This is a genomic window from Roseibium sp. HPY-6 (assembly GCF_040530035.1).
GTDB lineage: Bacteria > Pseudomonadota > Alphaproteobacteria > Rhizobiales > Stappiaceae > Roseibium.
The window spans coordinates 2,181,181-2,197,564 of record NZ_JBEWCD010000002.1; the positions used below are offsets into that span (position 1 = coordinate 2,181,181).

Annotated in this window: 14 protein-coding genes; 12 read left to right on the top strand and 2 right to left on the bottom strand. The window is 58.0% G+C overall.

The genetic code is table 11. From position 1 onward, the window contains the following. Positions 1-107 precede the first annotated feature (107 nt). On the bottom strand, positions 108-1,544 hold the full coding sequence (gene ppsR / locus ABVF61_RS21165) for a transcriptional regulator PpsR (protein ID WP_353995516.1): 1,437 nt from the start codon (positions 1,542-1,544) through the stop codon (positions 108-110). Then, positions 1,541-2,323, bottom strand: a complete 783-nt coding sequence (locus ABVF61_RS21170) for a cobalamin-binding protein (protein WP_353995517.1) — start codon at positions 2,321-2,323, stop codon at positions 1,541-1,543. Before ABVF61_RS21170 ends, ppsR begins: the two co-directional genes overlap by 4 nt. Before the next feature lie 384 nt (positions 2,324-2,707). Here ABVF61_RS21170 and bchF point away from each other — a divergent pair, with 384 nt between their 5' ends. Genes bchF through acsF form a run of 12 tightly spaced genes read left to right on the top strand, consistent with a single transcriptional unit; the run spans position 2,708 to position 16,381 of the window. Further along, on the top strand, positions 2,708-3,262 hold the full coding sequence (gene bchF / locus ABVF61_RS21175) for a 2-vinyl bacteriochlorophyllide hydratase (protein ID WP_353995518.1): 555 nt from the start codon (positions 2,708-2,710) through the stop codon (positions 3,260-3,262). Further along, positions 3,259-4,566, top strand: coding sequence for a ferredoxin:protochlorophyllide reductase (ATP-dependent) subunit N (locus ABVF61_RS21180; protein WP_353995519.1), 1,308 nt, complete (start codon positions 3,259-3,261; stop codon positions 4,564-4,566). The genes bchF and ABVF61_RS21180 overlap by 4 nt, the downstream gene beginning before the upstream one ends. Further along, entirely contained in the window at positions 4,557-6,128 is a 1,572-nt protein-coding gene (gene bchB / locus ABVF61_RS21185; protein WP_353995520.1) for a ferredoxin:protochlorophyllide reductase (ATP-dependent) subunit B, read from the top strand. Before ABVF61_RS21180 ends, bchB begins: the two co-directional genes overlap by 10 nt. Next, the gene (locus ABVF61_RS21190; RefSeq protein WP_353995521.1) at positions 6,103-9,873 is read left to right on the top strand and encodes a magnesium chelatase subunit H; all 3,771 of its coding nucleotides are present in this window, start codon (positions 6,103-6,105) and stop codon (positions 9,871-9,873) included. The genes bchB and ABVF61_RS21190 overlap by 26 nt, the downstream gene beginning before the upstream one ends. Beyond that, positions 9,870-10,799 (top strand): ferredoxin:protochlorophyllide reductase (ATP-dependent) iron-sulfur ATP-binding protein, encoded by a 930-nt coding sequence (bchL, locus tag ABVF61_RS21195; RefSeq protein ID WP_353995522.1) that lies wholly within the window; start codon positions 9,870-9,872, stop codon positions 10,797-10,799. Before ABVF61_RS21190 ends, bchL begins: the two co-directional genes overlap by 4 nt. 16 nt (positions 10,800-10,815) lie before the next feature. Then, the gene (gene bchM, locus ABVF61_RS21200) at positions 10,816-11,535 is read left to right on the top strand and encodes a magnesium protoporphyrin IX methyltransferase (RefSeq protein WP_353995523.1); all 720 of its coding nucleotides are present in this window, start codon (positions 10,816-10,818) and stop codon (positions 11,533-11,535) included. Continuing rightward, positions 11,535-12,971 (top strand): BCD family MFS transporter, encoded by a 1,437-nt coding sequence (locus ABVF61_RS21205; protein WP_353996469.1) that lies wholly within the window; start codon positions 11,535-11,537, stop codon positions 12,969-12,971. Before bchM ends, ABVF61_RS21205 begins: the two co-directional genes overlap by 1 nt. Positions 12,972-13,006: 35 nt before the next feature. Continuing rightward, entirely contained in the window at positions 13,007-13,792 is a 786-nt protein-coding gene (gene puhA, locus ABVF61_RS21210; RefSeq protein ID WP_353995524.1) for a photosynthetic reaction center subunit H, read from the top strand. Continuing rightward, the gene (gene puhB / locus ABVF61_RS21215) at positions 13,789-14,469 is read left to right on the top strand and encodes a photosynthetic complex putative assembly protein PuhB (protein WP_353995525.1); all 681 of its coding nucleotides are present in this window, start codon (positions 13,789-13,791) and stop codon (positions 14,467-14,469) included. Before puhA ends, puhB begins: the two co-directional genes overlap by 4 nt. 9 nt (positions 14,470-14,478) lie before the next feature. After that, entirely contained in the window at positions 14,479-14,973 is a 495-nt protein-coding gene (puhC, locus tag ABVF61_RS21220; RefSeq protein ID WP_353995526.1) for a photosynthetic complex assembly protein PuhC, read from the top strand. Next, a complete protein-coding gene (locus ABVF61_RS21225; RefSeq protein ID WP_353995527.1) occupies positions 14,970-15,275 on the top strand; it encodes an O2-dependent cyclase accessory protein in 306 nt (101 codons plus the stop codon). The genes puhC and ABVF61_RS21225 overlap by 4 nt, the downstream gene beginning before the upstream one ends. Further along, complete coding sequence (gene acsF / locus ABVF61_RS21230) at positions 15,272-16,381, top strand: magnesium-protoporphyrin IX monomethyl ester (oxidative) cyclase (RefSeq protein ID WP_353995528.1); 1,110 nt, start codon at positions 15,272-15,274, stop codon at positions 16,379-16,381. The genes ABVF61_RS21225 and acsF overlap by 4 nt, the downstream gene beginning before the upstream one ends. Positions 16,382-16,384: the final 3 nt, after the last annotated feature.

A 16,384-nucleotide genomic window follows, 5' to 3' on the forward strand; every position in this document is an offset into this window, starting at 1 on the left:
TGCGCGGCATGTAAATGTGTCAATTAAAATTGACACTTTGGCGCATGAAGCTTTATGTCATGTAACGGAGGTTTGACAGATGTCGCGGGGTGTCGATTCTCTGGTGGTCACGAACCGGGACGGTAATTTTCCAGGCCATGCCTGCGCAGCTTGATGTAGAGACTTTGCCGGGAGAGCCCGAGCATTTCCGCAGCACTTGCCCTGTTGTTGTTTGTCTGGTCAAGGGCAGCTTCGATGCAGATTTTCTCAACAACATCCAAAGACTCTCTGATCAGCTCTTTCAGGGGGACTTTGCCGACAAGGCTTGCAAAGCCTTCCGCCTGTTCCTTGCTTGCAGGCGACCGTAGGCCGATGCTCTCCGGCTTGGCTGCCTGCGGGACAATGATGAGCTGAACCGTCCCCGACTTTGAATCAAAGTGAGCGGACAAGGTGATTGGCTGCTGACCGCCGATGTTGTCGCTCAGAACGGAAGAGTAGCCCCGTACCGTTCGCTCATCGCTGGCTCGCGCAAACAGCACGTTCAAATCCACTGCCGATTTACCGATCCAGTTGCTGGCATTTCTGCCAAGGACCTGATTGAGCGTTGGGGCCTGGACGAGATCCAGAAAGAGCGCGTTGGCCGAAATGAGATTCCCATCGCTATCGGTTTGGATTGCAGCTTCCGGCAGTGTGTCGAGGCTAATGGCCTGAGATCCAGGCAGGTTATCAGCTGTGGCATGCTCGGACGGGTCCGTGTCGCCGGCGGACTTCAGCGTTAAAATGAGATTGGCCGCACCGCTTTCACGGTAAGCCCTCAGTTTTGCCTGAAGGTTCGTTCCCTTTGCACTCTTCAACGCGTCAATGAAAACTGGTTCGCCGCTGTGCCTTGCCTCGCCGATGGCATCACCCAACCGGTCGCGGTCCTGTTTGTTGAACAACTCGCGAACCGGCTTGTTGAGCAAGTTGCCGGAACTGCCGGCGAGAAGAGCAACTGCGGCAGAGTTGGCCTCAAGGACGGTCCTCTTTTCGCCGTCAAGCATGATATCGGCAGTTTCCGCGAGCTTGAAGGCCGTCCGGTACCTTGCCTCGGCCTGCCGCAAATCGCGATAGTCTGCTTCCATTGTGATCTGTGCTTCGACCAGCCTTTGCTGGTCCTGCATCTGTTGCTGCATTTCACGGCCAACAACGATCGTGAAGGGCAATCCCTTTTTTGAAAAAGCCGTATAGGCCACCGGCAAGTCCGGTTGGCCTGAAGCACTATGGTTTACCTGGTAGCCACGGGCCGGCCGTTTTTTGCCCGGCTTGAGCATAGCGTCGATCTTGGAAACGGATTCAATCGTGACGCAATCCCGCAGCGCCTTGCCTACGAACTCATCAAGGCCGTAGGCATCAAAGTCAGGGTTCTCGAAATGGGAGTGGGTAATTTTTCCGTTCTTGTCGACGAGGAAAACAATGTCCGTTCCAAGCCCTATCAGCGAAACCAGCCCTTCGGCCTCGAGTGTTTTCTGCAGTTCACCCGCGACCTCAATGCCTTGCTGTCCGCTATTAGGGGCGCGTGGGGTCATGGGTTTCGCCAATCAATCCTTCTTGTTTTTTCGTATTGTCCACTGCGAATTTGTGGCGAGACGAAATCCATTTTTTCCAAATTGTTGAAATTATCTGCAATTTTAACCGCTGAATACGCAGTATCGCAAACGCAGTCAATCCCCATTTCCACAAGGAATTCAACTGAGTCGAGCGCAGCAACGCCACCTGCTATCAGAGGTTGATTTCTGTCTGGTGAACTCAACTTTATGTCGTGAATGAGCTGCTTTACCTGCGATCTGAGGCGCATATTGCTCCAGCCGATACACACGGCGTTAGCCTTGGCGACGACACTGCCAATTTCCTGGTGCGTGGGCTCATCGTGCGCAAGCACCTGATGTTGCCACCCGAACGCTTGAAAGAACGCGCCCGTTAAGTGCGCCATAAGGCTGTGTTGCTCGTCTTTGGGCAGAAGGATCGCCGCGAATGGAGCGGAATGAGCGCTTATGCGGTCAGCGGTTTCAATGGACAGTGCTTGAGCAAGATCCTGCAATCTCGTGGAGGCGATTGTGACATCAATGAAACTGGATGTGTCATCAGACCATTCCCGGCCGAGCTGTCTTGCAACAGCCTCAACCGCGAGGACCTTGAGCGCTGGCGGTGAACTTGCCGGAAGCGCGTTTTCAAGGCAGGAGAGCAATTGATCGAGCCGGGTTCCAGGTTCCACGATGAGCCGGTGGAGACCGGCAATCGCATCCTCGTAGCGGGGGTGGTTTTCAAGGCCCGTGTCCAGGTCAACAGACAATTGCTCAGCTGTCATCGCTGCCACCGGCCCTTCGATAAGGTGACGAAGCTTGTTCTTGTCACCCCTGTGCAAACGGTTTCGTTTTAGCACTTGTGCATCGCGCGTGACAAAACCTTCGGCGCTGGCGTCAGTCCTTGACTGCTCGCGCTCATCACTCGATGGGGAACCAATTGTGCCGGTTATCCTCACTTTGCATCGGGCCTCCCTGACCGTTGCCGTTGGGACACGCATGCGATTGTGTCCCTCTTGCTTGCTGCAACTGCGAGCGCCTTAGCATGACTCTGTTATGAGTGAGTGTAAATAAAAATATACGTCATGTTTAGTTGACACTTTTGCGCCAGAAGCGTTACGCTTCCTCATCTGCCGGACCCTGATGTCTGGGTTCGGGGGGAGGAGCACATGTCGTTGAGCGAAGCAGGTAAGGCGGTAAAAGCAACGGTGCTGTATACCGAGCAAGAGCGGAAACGGCGTGATGCGAGCGTTTGGACACTGGTTCAGGGCATACTCGCTCCGATCCAGTTCTTCGTCTTTCTGATAAGCCTCGGATTGATCGTCTATTTCCTGACAACGGGCAAAGGGCAGGGGCCTGCCGAAGTCTCTGTCGTCATCAAGACGCTCACGCTTTATGCCATCATGATAACGGGCTCGATCTGGGAAAAGCATGTCTTTGGCTGCTATCTGTTTGCGCGTCCGTTCTTTTGGGAAGATGTGTTTTCGATCCTGGTGCTCGGGCTGCACACAGCCTATCTGGTTGCGCTCTTCTCCAACAGCCTTGCACCAGCGCCGTTGATGTGGCTCGCGCTCGCCGCCTATGCGACCTATGTCGTCAATGCAGGTCAGTTTGTCTGGAAGTTAAGACTGGCGCGGCTGGATCAGGCCTCGCGGGAGGCAACCGAGGCGCGAGAAAATTCATCTGCGCCGGGAAGTCTGCAGGTTGCGGGGTCGGTCCAATGAACCAGCCCTTCAGACCCGGGTGCGACAGGCCCACCCCCATCAAGCAGCGCGGACAGCACGAGGTTTTCTGCGGCCTGACGTCAATCATCTGGCTGCACCGCAAGGTTCAGGACGCTTTCTTCCTGATCGTCGGATCCCGGACCTGCGCCCATCTGATGCAGTCGGCTGCAGGTGTCATGATCTTTTCAGAACCCCGCTTTGCCACCGCGATCATGGAAGAGCGAGACTTGGCGGGCATGGCTGACATGCACGATGAACTCGACCAGGTCGTTGAGAAACTGCTGACGCGGCGGCCCGATATCAAGATGCTTGTCCTGGTCGGTTCCTGTCCGTCGGAGGTAATCAAGTTCGACCTCGGCAAGGCCGCAGAACGGCTCAACCGCTTGCATGCGCCGAAGCACCGCGTGATCTGCTACTCCGGCAGCGGCATAGAGACGACATTCACACAGGGCGAAGACAATTTCCTGGCCGCTCTCGTTCGCGAAGCACCAGCAGGCGGCAAGGGGGCAGACTGCGCGCCACTGGTTGTCGCAGGTTGCCTGCCAGACGTTGTTGAGGATCAGTTCCTGCGTCTGTTCACGGAGCTGGGCATCGAAGACGTTCATTTTCTGCCAGGCCGGACAAGCAATTCGATCCCGAAGATAAACGCCGATACACGCTTCGTTCTTGCACAACCCTATCTGGGGGCGGCCGCGCAGGCATTGGAATCGCGCGACGCACGCAGGATCAACACGATTTTTCCGCTCGGGGAGGAGGGCACGACTGCGTGGCTGAAGGCAATCGCCGACGCGTTCGATGTGTCTGCCGAGCGTTTTGAGAGGGTGACCGCATCCGCTCGCAAGCGGGCGAAAGCCGCCCTGGAACACTACCGGGAAAAATTGAACGGCAAGCGTATTTTCCTGTTTCCCGACAGTCAGCTCGAACCTTCGCTGGCGCGGTTCCTGTCGCGCGAAATCGGCGCGGACATTATCGAGGTTGGAAGCCCTTATCTGCACCGTGAACATGTTGCGGGCGAGCTGGCGTTGCTGCCACCGGGTGTCGCTCTTTCCGAAGGACAGGACGTCGACCTGCAGATCGATCGCTGTCTCGCGGCGGATCCGGATCTGATCGTCTGTGGAATGGGGCTCGCCAATCCGTTTGAAGCAGAGGGCCGGCTGACAAAGTGGTCGATCGAGTTCGCATTTACACCAATCCAGGGATACGAGCAGGCAGGCGACCTAGCTGAGCTTTTTGCACGTCCTCTCGTGCGTCGGAGCGCCCTGCAGGGCGAAACCGCAAGAAAGGACGGTGCGTTTTGCAGCTGAGTATGTGGACCTATGAAGGCCCGCCGCATGTCGGTGCGATGCGCATAGCAGCCTCCATGAAAGGACTGCATTACGTCCTGCATGCGCCGCAGGGTGACACCTATGCCGATCTTCTCTTCACGATGATCGAACGGCGGCAATCCCGGCCACCCGTGACCTATACGACGTTCCAGGCGCGTGACCTCGGCGCTTCGACAGCGGACGTTTTCAAATCGGCCTGTCACAGTGCCGCCGAGCGTTTCCAGCCGGAGGCTTTATTGGTCGGAGCGTCTTGCACGGCTGAATTGCTGCAGGATGACCCTGGAGGCCTCGCCAGAACGCTCGATCTGGACATTCCGGTCGTGCCTCTTGAATTGCCGTCCTACCAGAAAAAGGAAAACTGGGGCGCTTCTGAAACCTTTTACCGTCTGGTTCGTGCTTTTGCCGGCAATCGGCAACGGCCCGACAATATTGCGCCCAACAGCTGCAACATCCTTGGGCCGACGTCGCTGGGTTTCCGCAACCGGGACGACGTCCTCGAGATCTCTCGGCTGCTGAGCGAAAATGGCCTCGATGTGCGGGTCGTCGCGCCACTTGGAGCCCGGCCTGCGGATCTTGCCTGCCTTCCGGAAGCTGCCTTCAACATCGTGCTTTATCCGGAAATCGCCGAAACCGCAGCGCGTTGGCTTCAAAAGGCGCACGGTATGCCGTTTGTGTCGACTGTGCCGATCGGTGTGGAGGCAACGCAGCGTTTCATCGTCGAAGCGCGTGCGCTTGCAGGTCTGGAAGACATGCCTCTCGAGGGCGCTGATGCGGATCGTTTGAGCTGGTACTCAAAATCGATCGACAGCAATTACCTGACCGGAAAGCGCGTTTTTGTTTTCGGTGATGCCACGCACGCAATTGCAGCCGCGCGGATTGTAAGCAAAGAACTCGGATTCAAGGTTTGCGGTCTCGGGACCTACATGCGCGAATTTGCCCGCGACGTCAGGGCTGCAGCGCGCGAATACGACGTCGAACCCCTGATCACGGACGATCACCTGGAGGTGGAACAGGCCATCGTCGAGGCCCGCCCGGAACTTGTCCTGGGGACCCAGATGGAACGTCACATCGCAAAGCGGCTGCGCGTGCCCTGCGCGGTGATCTCTGCGCCGGTGCATGTTCAGGACTTCCCGGCGCGCTATTCGCCCCAGATGGGTTTTGAGGGCGCGAATGTCATTTTCGACAGCTGGGTTCACCCGTTGATGATGGGCCTGGAAGAACATCTTCTGTCAATGTTCCGGGATGATTTTGAATTCAACGACGACGCTGTCGCGTCCCATCTGCACGCACACAATCCAGCTACAAGCGATGGCCTGACCGAAGAGGCGGCGTTTGAACCCAAAGCACGTGAGCCGGGACCGATCACCGTTTCGGAAGTGGCATCGCTTTGGACCGACGAGGCAGAACGCGAACTGAAGAAAGTGCCGTTTTTCGTGCGCGGAAAGGCGCGCCGCAACACAGAAACATTTGCCGCAGATAACGGCATTCGCCCGATTACCGTGGAGACGTTGTACGATGCGAAAGCCCATTTCGCCCGATAGCGGCCACTCCATCCGGGTGGTCTTCGTCACGCTTGACAATCATGTTGCAGCAGCTGTTGACGATGCGCGCGCACGTCTGAAGAAAGACATCCCGGGTCTTTCGTTCACTGTTCATGCCGCGACCGATTGGGCTGATAATCCAAACAGTCTCGCGGCCTGCCGGGAGGCGATCCGAACCGGCGACATCATCATCGTTTCGATGATTTTCGTCGAGGAACATGTCAAGGCGATTGCCGATGCTCTTGAGGAGCGGCATCTGAACTGCGACGCCATGGTCTGCTGCATGTCCGCCGGTACGATCATGAAGTATACGGCCATGGGCCGGTTCCGCATGAGCGGTGACCAGAAGGGTCCGCTGGCGCTTCTCAAGAAACTGCGCGGCAGCAGTTCCCGTGGTGGCAAGGAAAGCGGCCGTACCGCCGGTGAGCGCCAACTCGCCATGCTGCGGCGTTTGCCGAAGCTTCTGAAGTATATTCCGGGGACCGCACAGGACGTCCGCAACTACTTTCTGACATTGCAATACCGGATCGCGGCTTCAGATGAAAACATCGCGAACATGGTGCGATTGCTGGTCAGCAAATACGCCTCCGGAGAACGCAAGGTTTTGCGGTCTTCCGTGTCCGCAAAGTCGCCTGAAGAATATCCCGACATGGGTCTTTATCACCCGAGAGCGACACCTAGGGTGGTCACACAGCTGAAAGATCTCGCAGGGGTTTCGAGGGCCAAAGGTACAATCGGCCTGCTCTTGCTGCGTACCTATATCCTGTCCGGAGACACTGGCCACTATGATGGCGTGATTGCGGCACTGGAGGCGCGCGGCTTCAACGTCGTTCCGGTGTTCTGCTCAGGGCTCGATATGCGCGCCGCAATTGAGCAATACATGAAAGATGGCAGCGGGAATTCGACCGTTGACGTCTTGTGCTCCTTGACCGGTTTCTCGCTTGTCGGTGGTCCGGCCTACAGCGATGCCGCCGCAGCTGCGGAAACGCTTCAAAAACTCAATGTCCCCTATCTTTCCGCCTGCGTCACGGAATTCCAGACGCGGGATGGCTGGCAGGCTTCAACGCAAGGACTGACACCGATCGAGACCACTTTGATGGTCGCGATTCCTGAACTTGACGGTGCCGTCGGGTCGATGGTCATCGGCGGACGCAGCGCTTCAACCAAGTCTTCGGAGAGCTGTATTTGCGCGCGCCAGCTGGGAACCTGCCCTTCGGGTCGCGCCTGCATGCGTCCTGACGACGAACGGGTCGGTCTTCTGGCTGACCGCATTGCGGCAATGGTTCAGCTGCGCCAGACACCGCGCGCGAAACGCAAGATCGCCGCGACGCTTTTCAACTATCCGCCAAATGGCGGCAACATAGGCACGGCAGCTTTTCTTGCCGTCTTCGAGAGCCTTCTTGAAACCATGAAGCGGTTGAAAGCGGAAGGTTACGATGTCGAGGTGCCGGAAGATGCCGAGACTCTCAAGGACATGCTCCTGACCGGAAATGCGGATCGCTTCGGCACGGAAGCGAATGTGCATGCGACGGTCACGGCGGACGATCACGTGCGCCAGGAACAGTTTCTCGCAGAGATCGAGGCGCAATGGGGACCGGCGCCCGGCCGGATTTTGAGCAACGGCCGTGGTATCCATGTTCTCGGCCGTCAATTCGGCAATCTCCTGATCGCGCTTCAGCCGCCCTTTGGGTACGAGGGCGATCCGATGCGTCTCCTCTTTGAAGGCGGCTTTGCACCGAACCATGCCTTTGCCGCTTATTACACTTATTTGCGGGAAACATTCAGCGCGGACGCGGTTCTTCATTTCGGTACGCACGGCGCGCTGGAATTCATGCCTGGGAAGCACACCGGATTGTCCGGTGCATGTTGGCCGGACCGCCTGCTCGGCAGGCTCCCGAATTTCTATTTCTATGCGTCGAACAATCCGTCGGAAGGCTCAATCGCAAAGCGCCGCTCGGCGGCGACGCTGATTTCCTACCTGACGCCGTCAATTACAGAGGCTGGTCTCTACAAGGGGCTGCACAGTCTCAAGGCAAGCCTGGATCAATACCGCTCAACTGCACCTGAAGCACAGGCTGAGCGCGAGCGACTGCTGGAGGTTATCCGTGTCCAGGCCGGGGAGTTGGATCTTGCTGGCGACGCAACCGGGCTTTCCACGGAAGCCTTCATCCAGCACCTCGTGAACGCGATCACGGAAACGGAATATGCGCTAATTCCGCATGGATTGCATGTCGCCGGCCGCGGGATGGAACAAAGCGAGCGCGCCGAAACGCTCGCCCATATAGCCGCCGCGATGCCGGAAAACGAACACATCGGTGACGCGTCCAACCTTTGCCGGTTGATTGTTGCCGACGACGATGCCGCGCTTCAGGCAGTCGTCTCGGATCTCGACGACACAGCACGTGAAACTGTTCGACACCTGAAGGCAATCAACGATAATCTGAAATCCAACGAAGAGCTCGATGGCCTGGTCGGTGCCCTGGACGCCAGCTTTGTGCCGCCCGCGCCATCAGGCGATCTGCTGAGAACACCTGATCTGCTGCCGACCGGGCGGAACCTGCACGGCTTCGACCCCTTCGGAATTCCAAGCAAATTTGCGCTCGAGGACGGCGCAAGACAGGCAGCTCGTATTTTAAATCGACACCTTAAGAATGATGGTCAATTACCTGAAACAATTGCCATTGTCTTATGGGGAACCGACAATCTGAAGACCGGTGGTGCACCGCTCGCCCAAGCCATGGCGCTCATGGGTGCGCGGCCGAGGCTGGACACCTATAACAGGGTCTGCGGCGCTGAACTGATCCCGCTTGAGGAATTGAACCGACCGCGCATCGACGCGGTTATGACGCTCTCTGGTATTTTCCGCGACCTGCTTCCGATCCAGGCAAGCATGCTGGCGGAGGCAAGCTACCTGGCGGCGACTGCAGATGAGCCTTCTGACCAGAACTTCATTCGCAAGCATGCACTCGCTTATTGCGAAGCCAACGGATGCGATCTGGAAGCAGCCGCTTATCGCGTCTTCTCCAATGCCGACGGAGCATACGGGTCAAACGTCAACATGCTGATCGGGTCATCCGCATGGACCGACGATGAGGAAATTGCCGAGACCTACACGAGCCGGAAAAGCTTCGCGATCAACCACAAAGGCAAGACAAGCCGCCAGGCGGAACTGCTCGATGCCATTCTTGGTGATGTCGACATGGCCTACCAGAACCTGGAATCGGTCGAAATCGGCGTTACCACCATTGAGCAGTATTTCGATACGCTCGGAGGGCTCTCCAAGGCGGTTTCCAAGGCCAAGGGCGGCGCCGAGATACCGGTTTACATATCAGACCAGACACAAGGGGACGGCAAGGTCAGAACCTTGGGTGAACAGGTGGCTCTGGAAACAAGGACGAGGACCCTCAATCCGAAGTGGTTCGAGGGCATGCTTCGGCATGGCTATGAAGGCGTGCGCCACATCGAGGCCAATGTAACCAACACGCTGGGCTGGTCGGCGACGACCGGAGGCGTCGATCCCTGGGTCTATCAGAAGATAACTGAAACTTACGTTCTGGACGAAGACATGCGCCGGCGCCTCGCAGACCTCAACCCGGCTTCGGCGGCGCGCGTCGCTTCGCGGCTGATTGAGGCGCACGAGCGCAACTACTGGCACCCGGATGCCGAAACGCTCGAGGCATTGCAGCGGGCTGGTGAGGAATTGGAAGACCGGCTGGAAGGCCTGGTGACGGAGGCTGCCGAATGAACATCTACACCCATCCGAAGACAGCCGAGCGCGAGGCGCGCCAAGCCGAAAAGCTGCGCGAACGCGCGGACGGCGAAGGCAGTGTTCAGGTGCATCTCGATCCGACGATGGAAATCGACGGCGCAAAGGTCTTTGCGATTTACGGCAAGGGGGGGATCGGCAAGTCGACGACATCATCGAACCTTTCCGTCGCCTTTTCCAAAATCGGCAAACGCGTTCTTCAGATCGGGTGCGATCCGAAACACGACAGCACATTCACGCTGACAAAAAGCCTGATCCCGACGGTCATCGACATTCTCGAGCAGGTTGATTTCCACACGGAAGAGCTGCGCCCCGAGGACTACATGGTGGAAGGCTACAACGGTGTACAGTGCATCGAGGCTGGGGGCCCACCTGCCGGAACCGGTTGTGGTGGCTATGTGGTTGGCCAGACCGTCAAACTTCTGAAGGAACACCACCTTCTGGACGACACCGATGTGGTCATCTTCGACGTGCTCGGCGATGTTGTTTGCGGCGGCTTTGCCTCGCCGCTGCAGCATGCTGAACGCGCTGTCGTGGTCGCCGCCAATGACTTTGACTCCATCTTCGCCATGAACCGCATTGTTGCGGCGATCAAGGCGAAAGCGAAGAACTACGAGGTCCGCCTTGGCGGCGTCATCGCCAACAGGTCACGCGAAACAGATCAGATCGACCGATACAACGCTTCAGTCGGGCTCAAGCGACTGGCTCATGTGCCCGACTCCGATCACGTCCGTCTGAGCCGCCTGAAGAAGAGCACGCTTTTCGAGATGGGCGACACGGCGGAAATCACTGCCATTCAGAATGAATATCTCCAACTCGCCGAACAGCTTTGGGCGGGCACGGAGGCCTTGAGCGCTGAACCCATGAAGGACCGGGAGATCTTTGAATTTCTCGGCTTCGAGTAAAAGGGCTGAGACGACGATGACACGGGCCAACTACCTGCAGCGGATCGGTGAAATCGAACATTATTTCGATCGTACAGCGCTGGATGCCTGGAAGAAGCTGACAGGCGATCAGCCGGTCAGCGGCATTCGCGCAACCGTCCGTCGGGGCCGGGATGAGATGCGTAACACGCTTGCCGGCTGGCTGCCGCAGGATCTGAGCGGCTGGCGCATTCTGGATGCCGGTTGCGGGTCCGGGGTGCTGTCGCTCGAACTCCTGGCAAGAGGGGCAGATGTTGTCGGCATCGATCTGTCCGCACGCATGATTTCCTATGCGCGGCAACGGGCGGCGGACATGCGTGCTGCCGGCAGTCTGCCTCAGGCAGGCTCAGTCGAATTCAGAAGCGGCGACATGCTTGATCCGGCGCTCGGAACCTTCGACGCCGTTGTCGCCATGGATGTCTTGATCCACTACGCACCGGAAGATGCAAAGCGGGTCCTGGAAGGCCTGGCAATGCGCACCCGGCGCAGTCTGCTGTTCACCCTCGCGCCCAGCTCCCATCTGCTGCGAGCGATGTTGATGGTTGGCAAGGCCTTTCCGAGGGGAGACCGGGCGCCTGCCATCTATCCGACCCATCCGGAACGGCTTGTGCACCAGCTCGTCCAGCAACCGCATATGACCGGCTGGCACGCAGGCCGCACACATCGGATCTCGGTCGGGTTCTACACCTCACAAGCCATGGAGGTGGTCCGGTCGTGATGCTGAACGCCGCAAACAGGAAGATGATCGCGCTCTGGCAGAAGGCCGGAACGCGTTTCATGCCGTTTGCGGATGCGGCCTCGGAAGACGTGCCTCTTTCCCGCCTTCTGCGCCTCGCTCTGTTCCAGGTTTCGGCGGGCTGCGTCCTTGTTCTATTGACCGGTACCTTGAACCGGGTGTTGATCGTCGAGCTCGGCGTTTCGGTTGCGCTTGTGTCCGCCGTCGTTGCGATACCGGTGCTCGCTGCCCCGCTGCGCCTTTTGATCGGATACCGGTCCGACACCTACAAGTCGGTGCTCGGTTGGCGGCGCGTCCCCTATATCTGGTTCGGCAGCCTGCTTCAGTTTGGCGGTCTGGCCATCATGCCCTTCGTGCTGCTGCTCCTGCACACGCAGACTGTCGGGCCCAGCTGGGCCGGGCCAGCCGGCGCAGCATTTGCCTTCCTTTTGACAGGGTTTGGGCTCCACACGGCGCAAACAGCCGGTCTGGCTCTCGCAACAGACATCGTTCCGTCCGAGAAACGGCCCCGTGTCGTGGCATTGCTCTATGTAATGCTGCTTGTCGGAATGATCGTTGCCTCGGTCTTTTACAGCATTTTCCTCGTCGACTTTTCGCACAAACAGCTGATTCAGGTGATTCAGGGAACGGCCCTGCTGACCCTTGTGATCAATGTCATTGCCATCTGGAAACAGGAAGCGCGGGACCCGAGCCGCACGGCGGCCGACAGGAAGCTCGTCGGGTTCTTTGAAGCTCTCTCCGACTACCGCAAGCACCCCGGCACCATGCGTTTGTTGTTAGCTGTGGCGCTCGGATCCGCAGCCTTTTCCATGCAGGACATCCTGCTTGAACCTTATGGCGGCGAAATCCTGGGTATGAGCGTTGCGCAGACGACGCTCCTGACAGGCCTCTGGGCTGCTGGAACCATGTCCGGTTTCGCCTGGGCCGCATACAGCCTGAATCAAGGTGCGCACATGTACCGCGTGGCAGCACGCGGGCTGCTTATAGGAATAGCGGCGTTTTCAGGCATCATACTCGCTTCGCCGCTGGGCATGGACGGATTGTTCTTTGCAGGCGCGGTCGGAGTCGGATTGGGCGGCGGGCTGTTTGCCGTCTGCACAATGCTGGCTGCGATGGGCATCTCCAAAAAGGCCGACAGCGGCATCCTTGTCGGGGCCTGGAGCGCGGTTCAGGCAACAGCGATCGGCGTCAGTCTGCTTTTGGGCGGGGTTATCAAGAATGTCGTCAACGCGCTTGCGTTCGAAGGCGTTCTCGGGCCGGCGATGAACACCGCCGGTACGGGATATCTCTTTGTCTATCACCTTGAAATCGGACTTCTTTTTCTTTGTCTGGCGGTTCTCGGACCTTTGACAGGTCTGCGCTACAGGCAAACCCAGGAAAGTGACACGCGATTTGGATTGGCCGAACTACCGGGCTGAGCCCGCACGGCCGAGAACTGAATGGAGGAATTGACATGACCGGTTCCCTCGGCGGCAGCTTGGATGTCGCACAAGTGGTGCTCTACGCGTTCTGGATCTTCTTCGCAGGGTTGATCTGGTACATCCGCCAGGAAGACCGTCGTGAAGGCTACCCCCTGGAAGACGATGTCACCGGCAGGCACAGCAAGGATCCCTGGCTGTTCGTACCCGACAAAAAGACCTTCGTCCTGCCGCACGGTCAGGGCGTGAAAAAGGTTCCCGATTTCAAACGGGACGATCGCCCACTCAACGCCAAAAGGACGGCCAAGGGACCCGGCTATCCACTCGTACCGGAAGGTAATCCCCTCCTGGCCGGTGTTGGCCCCGGATCCTGGGCTGAACGTTCCGATACGCCCGACATGACCGCCCATGGTGATGCGCGCATTGTTCCGATGCGCACGGCGGAAGGTTTCGACATCGCTGAAGGTGAAACCAACCCGATCGGGCTGACTGTCATTGGGTGTGACGGAAAGGCAGCAGGCACGGTCAAGGATGTCTGGGTCGACCGCGCGGAACACCTGATCCGTTATTACGAGATCGAGGTCGAGGGCGGCTCGCCCAGCACGCTGTTGCCGAACAATTTCGTCGTGATCAAGGGCGGGAATGCACGGGGCAGGGCACCTCGTCTTTATGTCCATGCAATTACGTCGGGACAGTTTGCGGATGTTCCAGCACGGGCCAAGGAAGAAACGGTGACGCTGCTCGAGGAAGACAAGATTGCCGCCTATTTCGGTGCTGGTCTCCTCTATGCGCTGCGTGACCGTCAGGAGGCGTTCCTGTGAAACAGTTTGTCACCAGGGAGCATGAACTTGAGCCCGTACCGGGTTTGCCGGGAACCCTTCCCGACGGCGAGCAAATCCTTTGGCAGGGTCGCCCGTCCGCGCGCCTTGTTGCACGTCATGTCCTCAAGAACCGCTGGATTGCGGGATATTTTCTGCTGTTGGCGGTATGGGCCGTCATTGGCGGGCTCTACGACGGCCGGCCCCTCGCGGGGATCGTATTTTCCGTTGCCGTCCTGACTGCGCTCGCGGCCATCGTGATCGGCATGCTCGAATTGTTTGCCTGGGGGGTCCAGAAGACAACTCTTTATACAATCACCACAAACCGGGTTGTGTTGCGGTTTGGCGTGGCCTTTTCCATAACGCTCAATCTGCCCTTCAAGCAGATTGGCGCGCTCGCTTTGGCAGACCAGGGCAAAGGTGCGGGCAATGTCGCTATCCAGCTTCTGCCCGGGCACCGCCTGTCCTGGCTGGTTCAATGGCCGCATGTGCGCGGCTGGCGGTTTGCGAATGTCGAACCCAGCCTGATTTGCCTGACAGATGCGAAAAGAGCCTCCGATGTCCTGGCATTGGCCATCAGTCAGCATGCATCCGTGCACTCAGGTCACGCGCGCCTTACGCAGGTCGGCCCTCTCCAGGGAACGGCCGTTGCACCGGCAGCAGTGGAAGCTGCGGAATAGGAGGCGGGAATGGGGTCCGTATCTCACCTTGGGTATTTCGGTAAGCGCAAAGGCAAGCGCACCAACACCTTTCCGAAGGGGGTGCTGATCGGTGCAATCGCGTTGCTCGTCTTCGCTGCGGGTGCAGTTGTGTTCGGTCAGACGACCGGTATTGGCGTCATCAAGCATCGTGCCGGTGCCCCTGTTGCGATCCGTGACGTGACGATTACGCGCTCCGCCGGTGATCAGGTGATCGTCAAAGACGCCCGCAGCGGTGTTCAGATCGCCGCGTACGAAAAAGACGCAGGTGGATTTGTGCGCGGCTCGCTACGGGCGTTTGAACGCATGCGCATGGTTGCCAAGGTTTCGGATACCGCACCCTACCGGATCATCAAATGGGAGGCGGGTACCGTCAGCCTTTCGGACACTGCGACTGGGGAACGTATCTATTTGGAAGCTTTTGGCAAAGACAACGCTGCGGCTTTCGAATTTCTGCTTGGTCAAGAGGGAGGAGCAAGCCAATGAACCCGATATTTGGACTGTTGAGGTGGAAGGAAGACGTCGACTGCACCGTTGAGATCAACAACACGTTCGATCAGCTTGGTGCACATGTTCGCTTTGACAACGGTGTTGTCGTGCACCCGGGCGACGAAGTGTTCGTTCACGGTGCTCCCATCTCGATCCCCTACGGCGAGAGCGAGAGTTTCCGTCGCAAAGCAACGATCCAGCGGGCAAGTGCGCTGGAACGCGTCTGGACCCGTGCAACCGGCGATTTCGAATTCATGGAACTGTGCGAATTCAGCTTCACAGAGAGGGCGCTGTCATGAACAAGACCGTATCTCCGGCCGATCTGGCCGCCAATGAGCCGACGATAGAAAAGCGCCTGGCCGCCCAAAACGACACAACCCGTAGCGCCATGGTGTCCACGATGCTGACACCACGGTTTTACACGACCGACTTCGATGAAATGGACAAGATCGACGTCGAGCCGGTGCGCGAGGAATGGGACGCTCTCATTTCCCAGATGCGCAGCGATCCGAACCGGGGCCATTTCAAACGGAACGAGGAGTGGGAAGACATAGACATCGATGCTCTTCCGGATGACCTGCGTGAAGAGCTGATCGACTTTCTTGTCTCATCGCTGACATCGGAGTTTTCGGGCTGCGTCCTCTACAAGGAAATGAAGCGGCGTGGAAAGAACAAAGAGATCTGCGAGCTTTTCGGCTACATGAGCCGCGACGAATCCCGTCATGCGGGGTTCATCAATGACGCGCTGAAGGATTTCGGCATCGGCGTGAATATGGGTTTTCTCGCGAAGGCCAAGAAATACACCTACTTCAAACCGAAGTTCATCTACTACGCGACCTACCTGTCCGAAAAGATCGGGTATGCGCGCTATATCACCATTTACCGCCATCTGGAAAAGCATCCTGATCAGCGCTTCCACCCGATCTTCAAATGGTTCAAACAGTGGTGCAATGACGAGTTCTCCCATGGAGAGGCGTTCTCGCTGATCATCCGCTCGGACAGACGCCTGCTTGAGGGCCGAAACAAGCTTTGGATCAAATTCTTCCTGCTCGCGGTGTTTGCGACCATGTATGTGCGCGATCACATGCGTCCGGCGTTTCACCAGGCGCTTGGGGTCGATATTGAAGACTATGACATGAAGGTTTTCCGCCTGACGTCCGAGATCTCCCGCCAATGCTTCCCGCTCGTGCTGGATCTGGAAAACCCGGCGCTGGTGGAAGGGTTCCGCCGCATGGAGCGTATCAACCGGAAAATGCAGGCTGCAACCGAAAAAGGTGGCGTGACAGGCGCCGTCGGAAAAGCCTGGTGGGGTGCCGCCGCCGGCGTCAACTTCCTGCGCATGTACATGGTGCCTTCAATAAAGAACGACTTGCCGGAAACCTCCCGGCTGCAGCCGGTCTGGTGACGC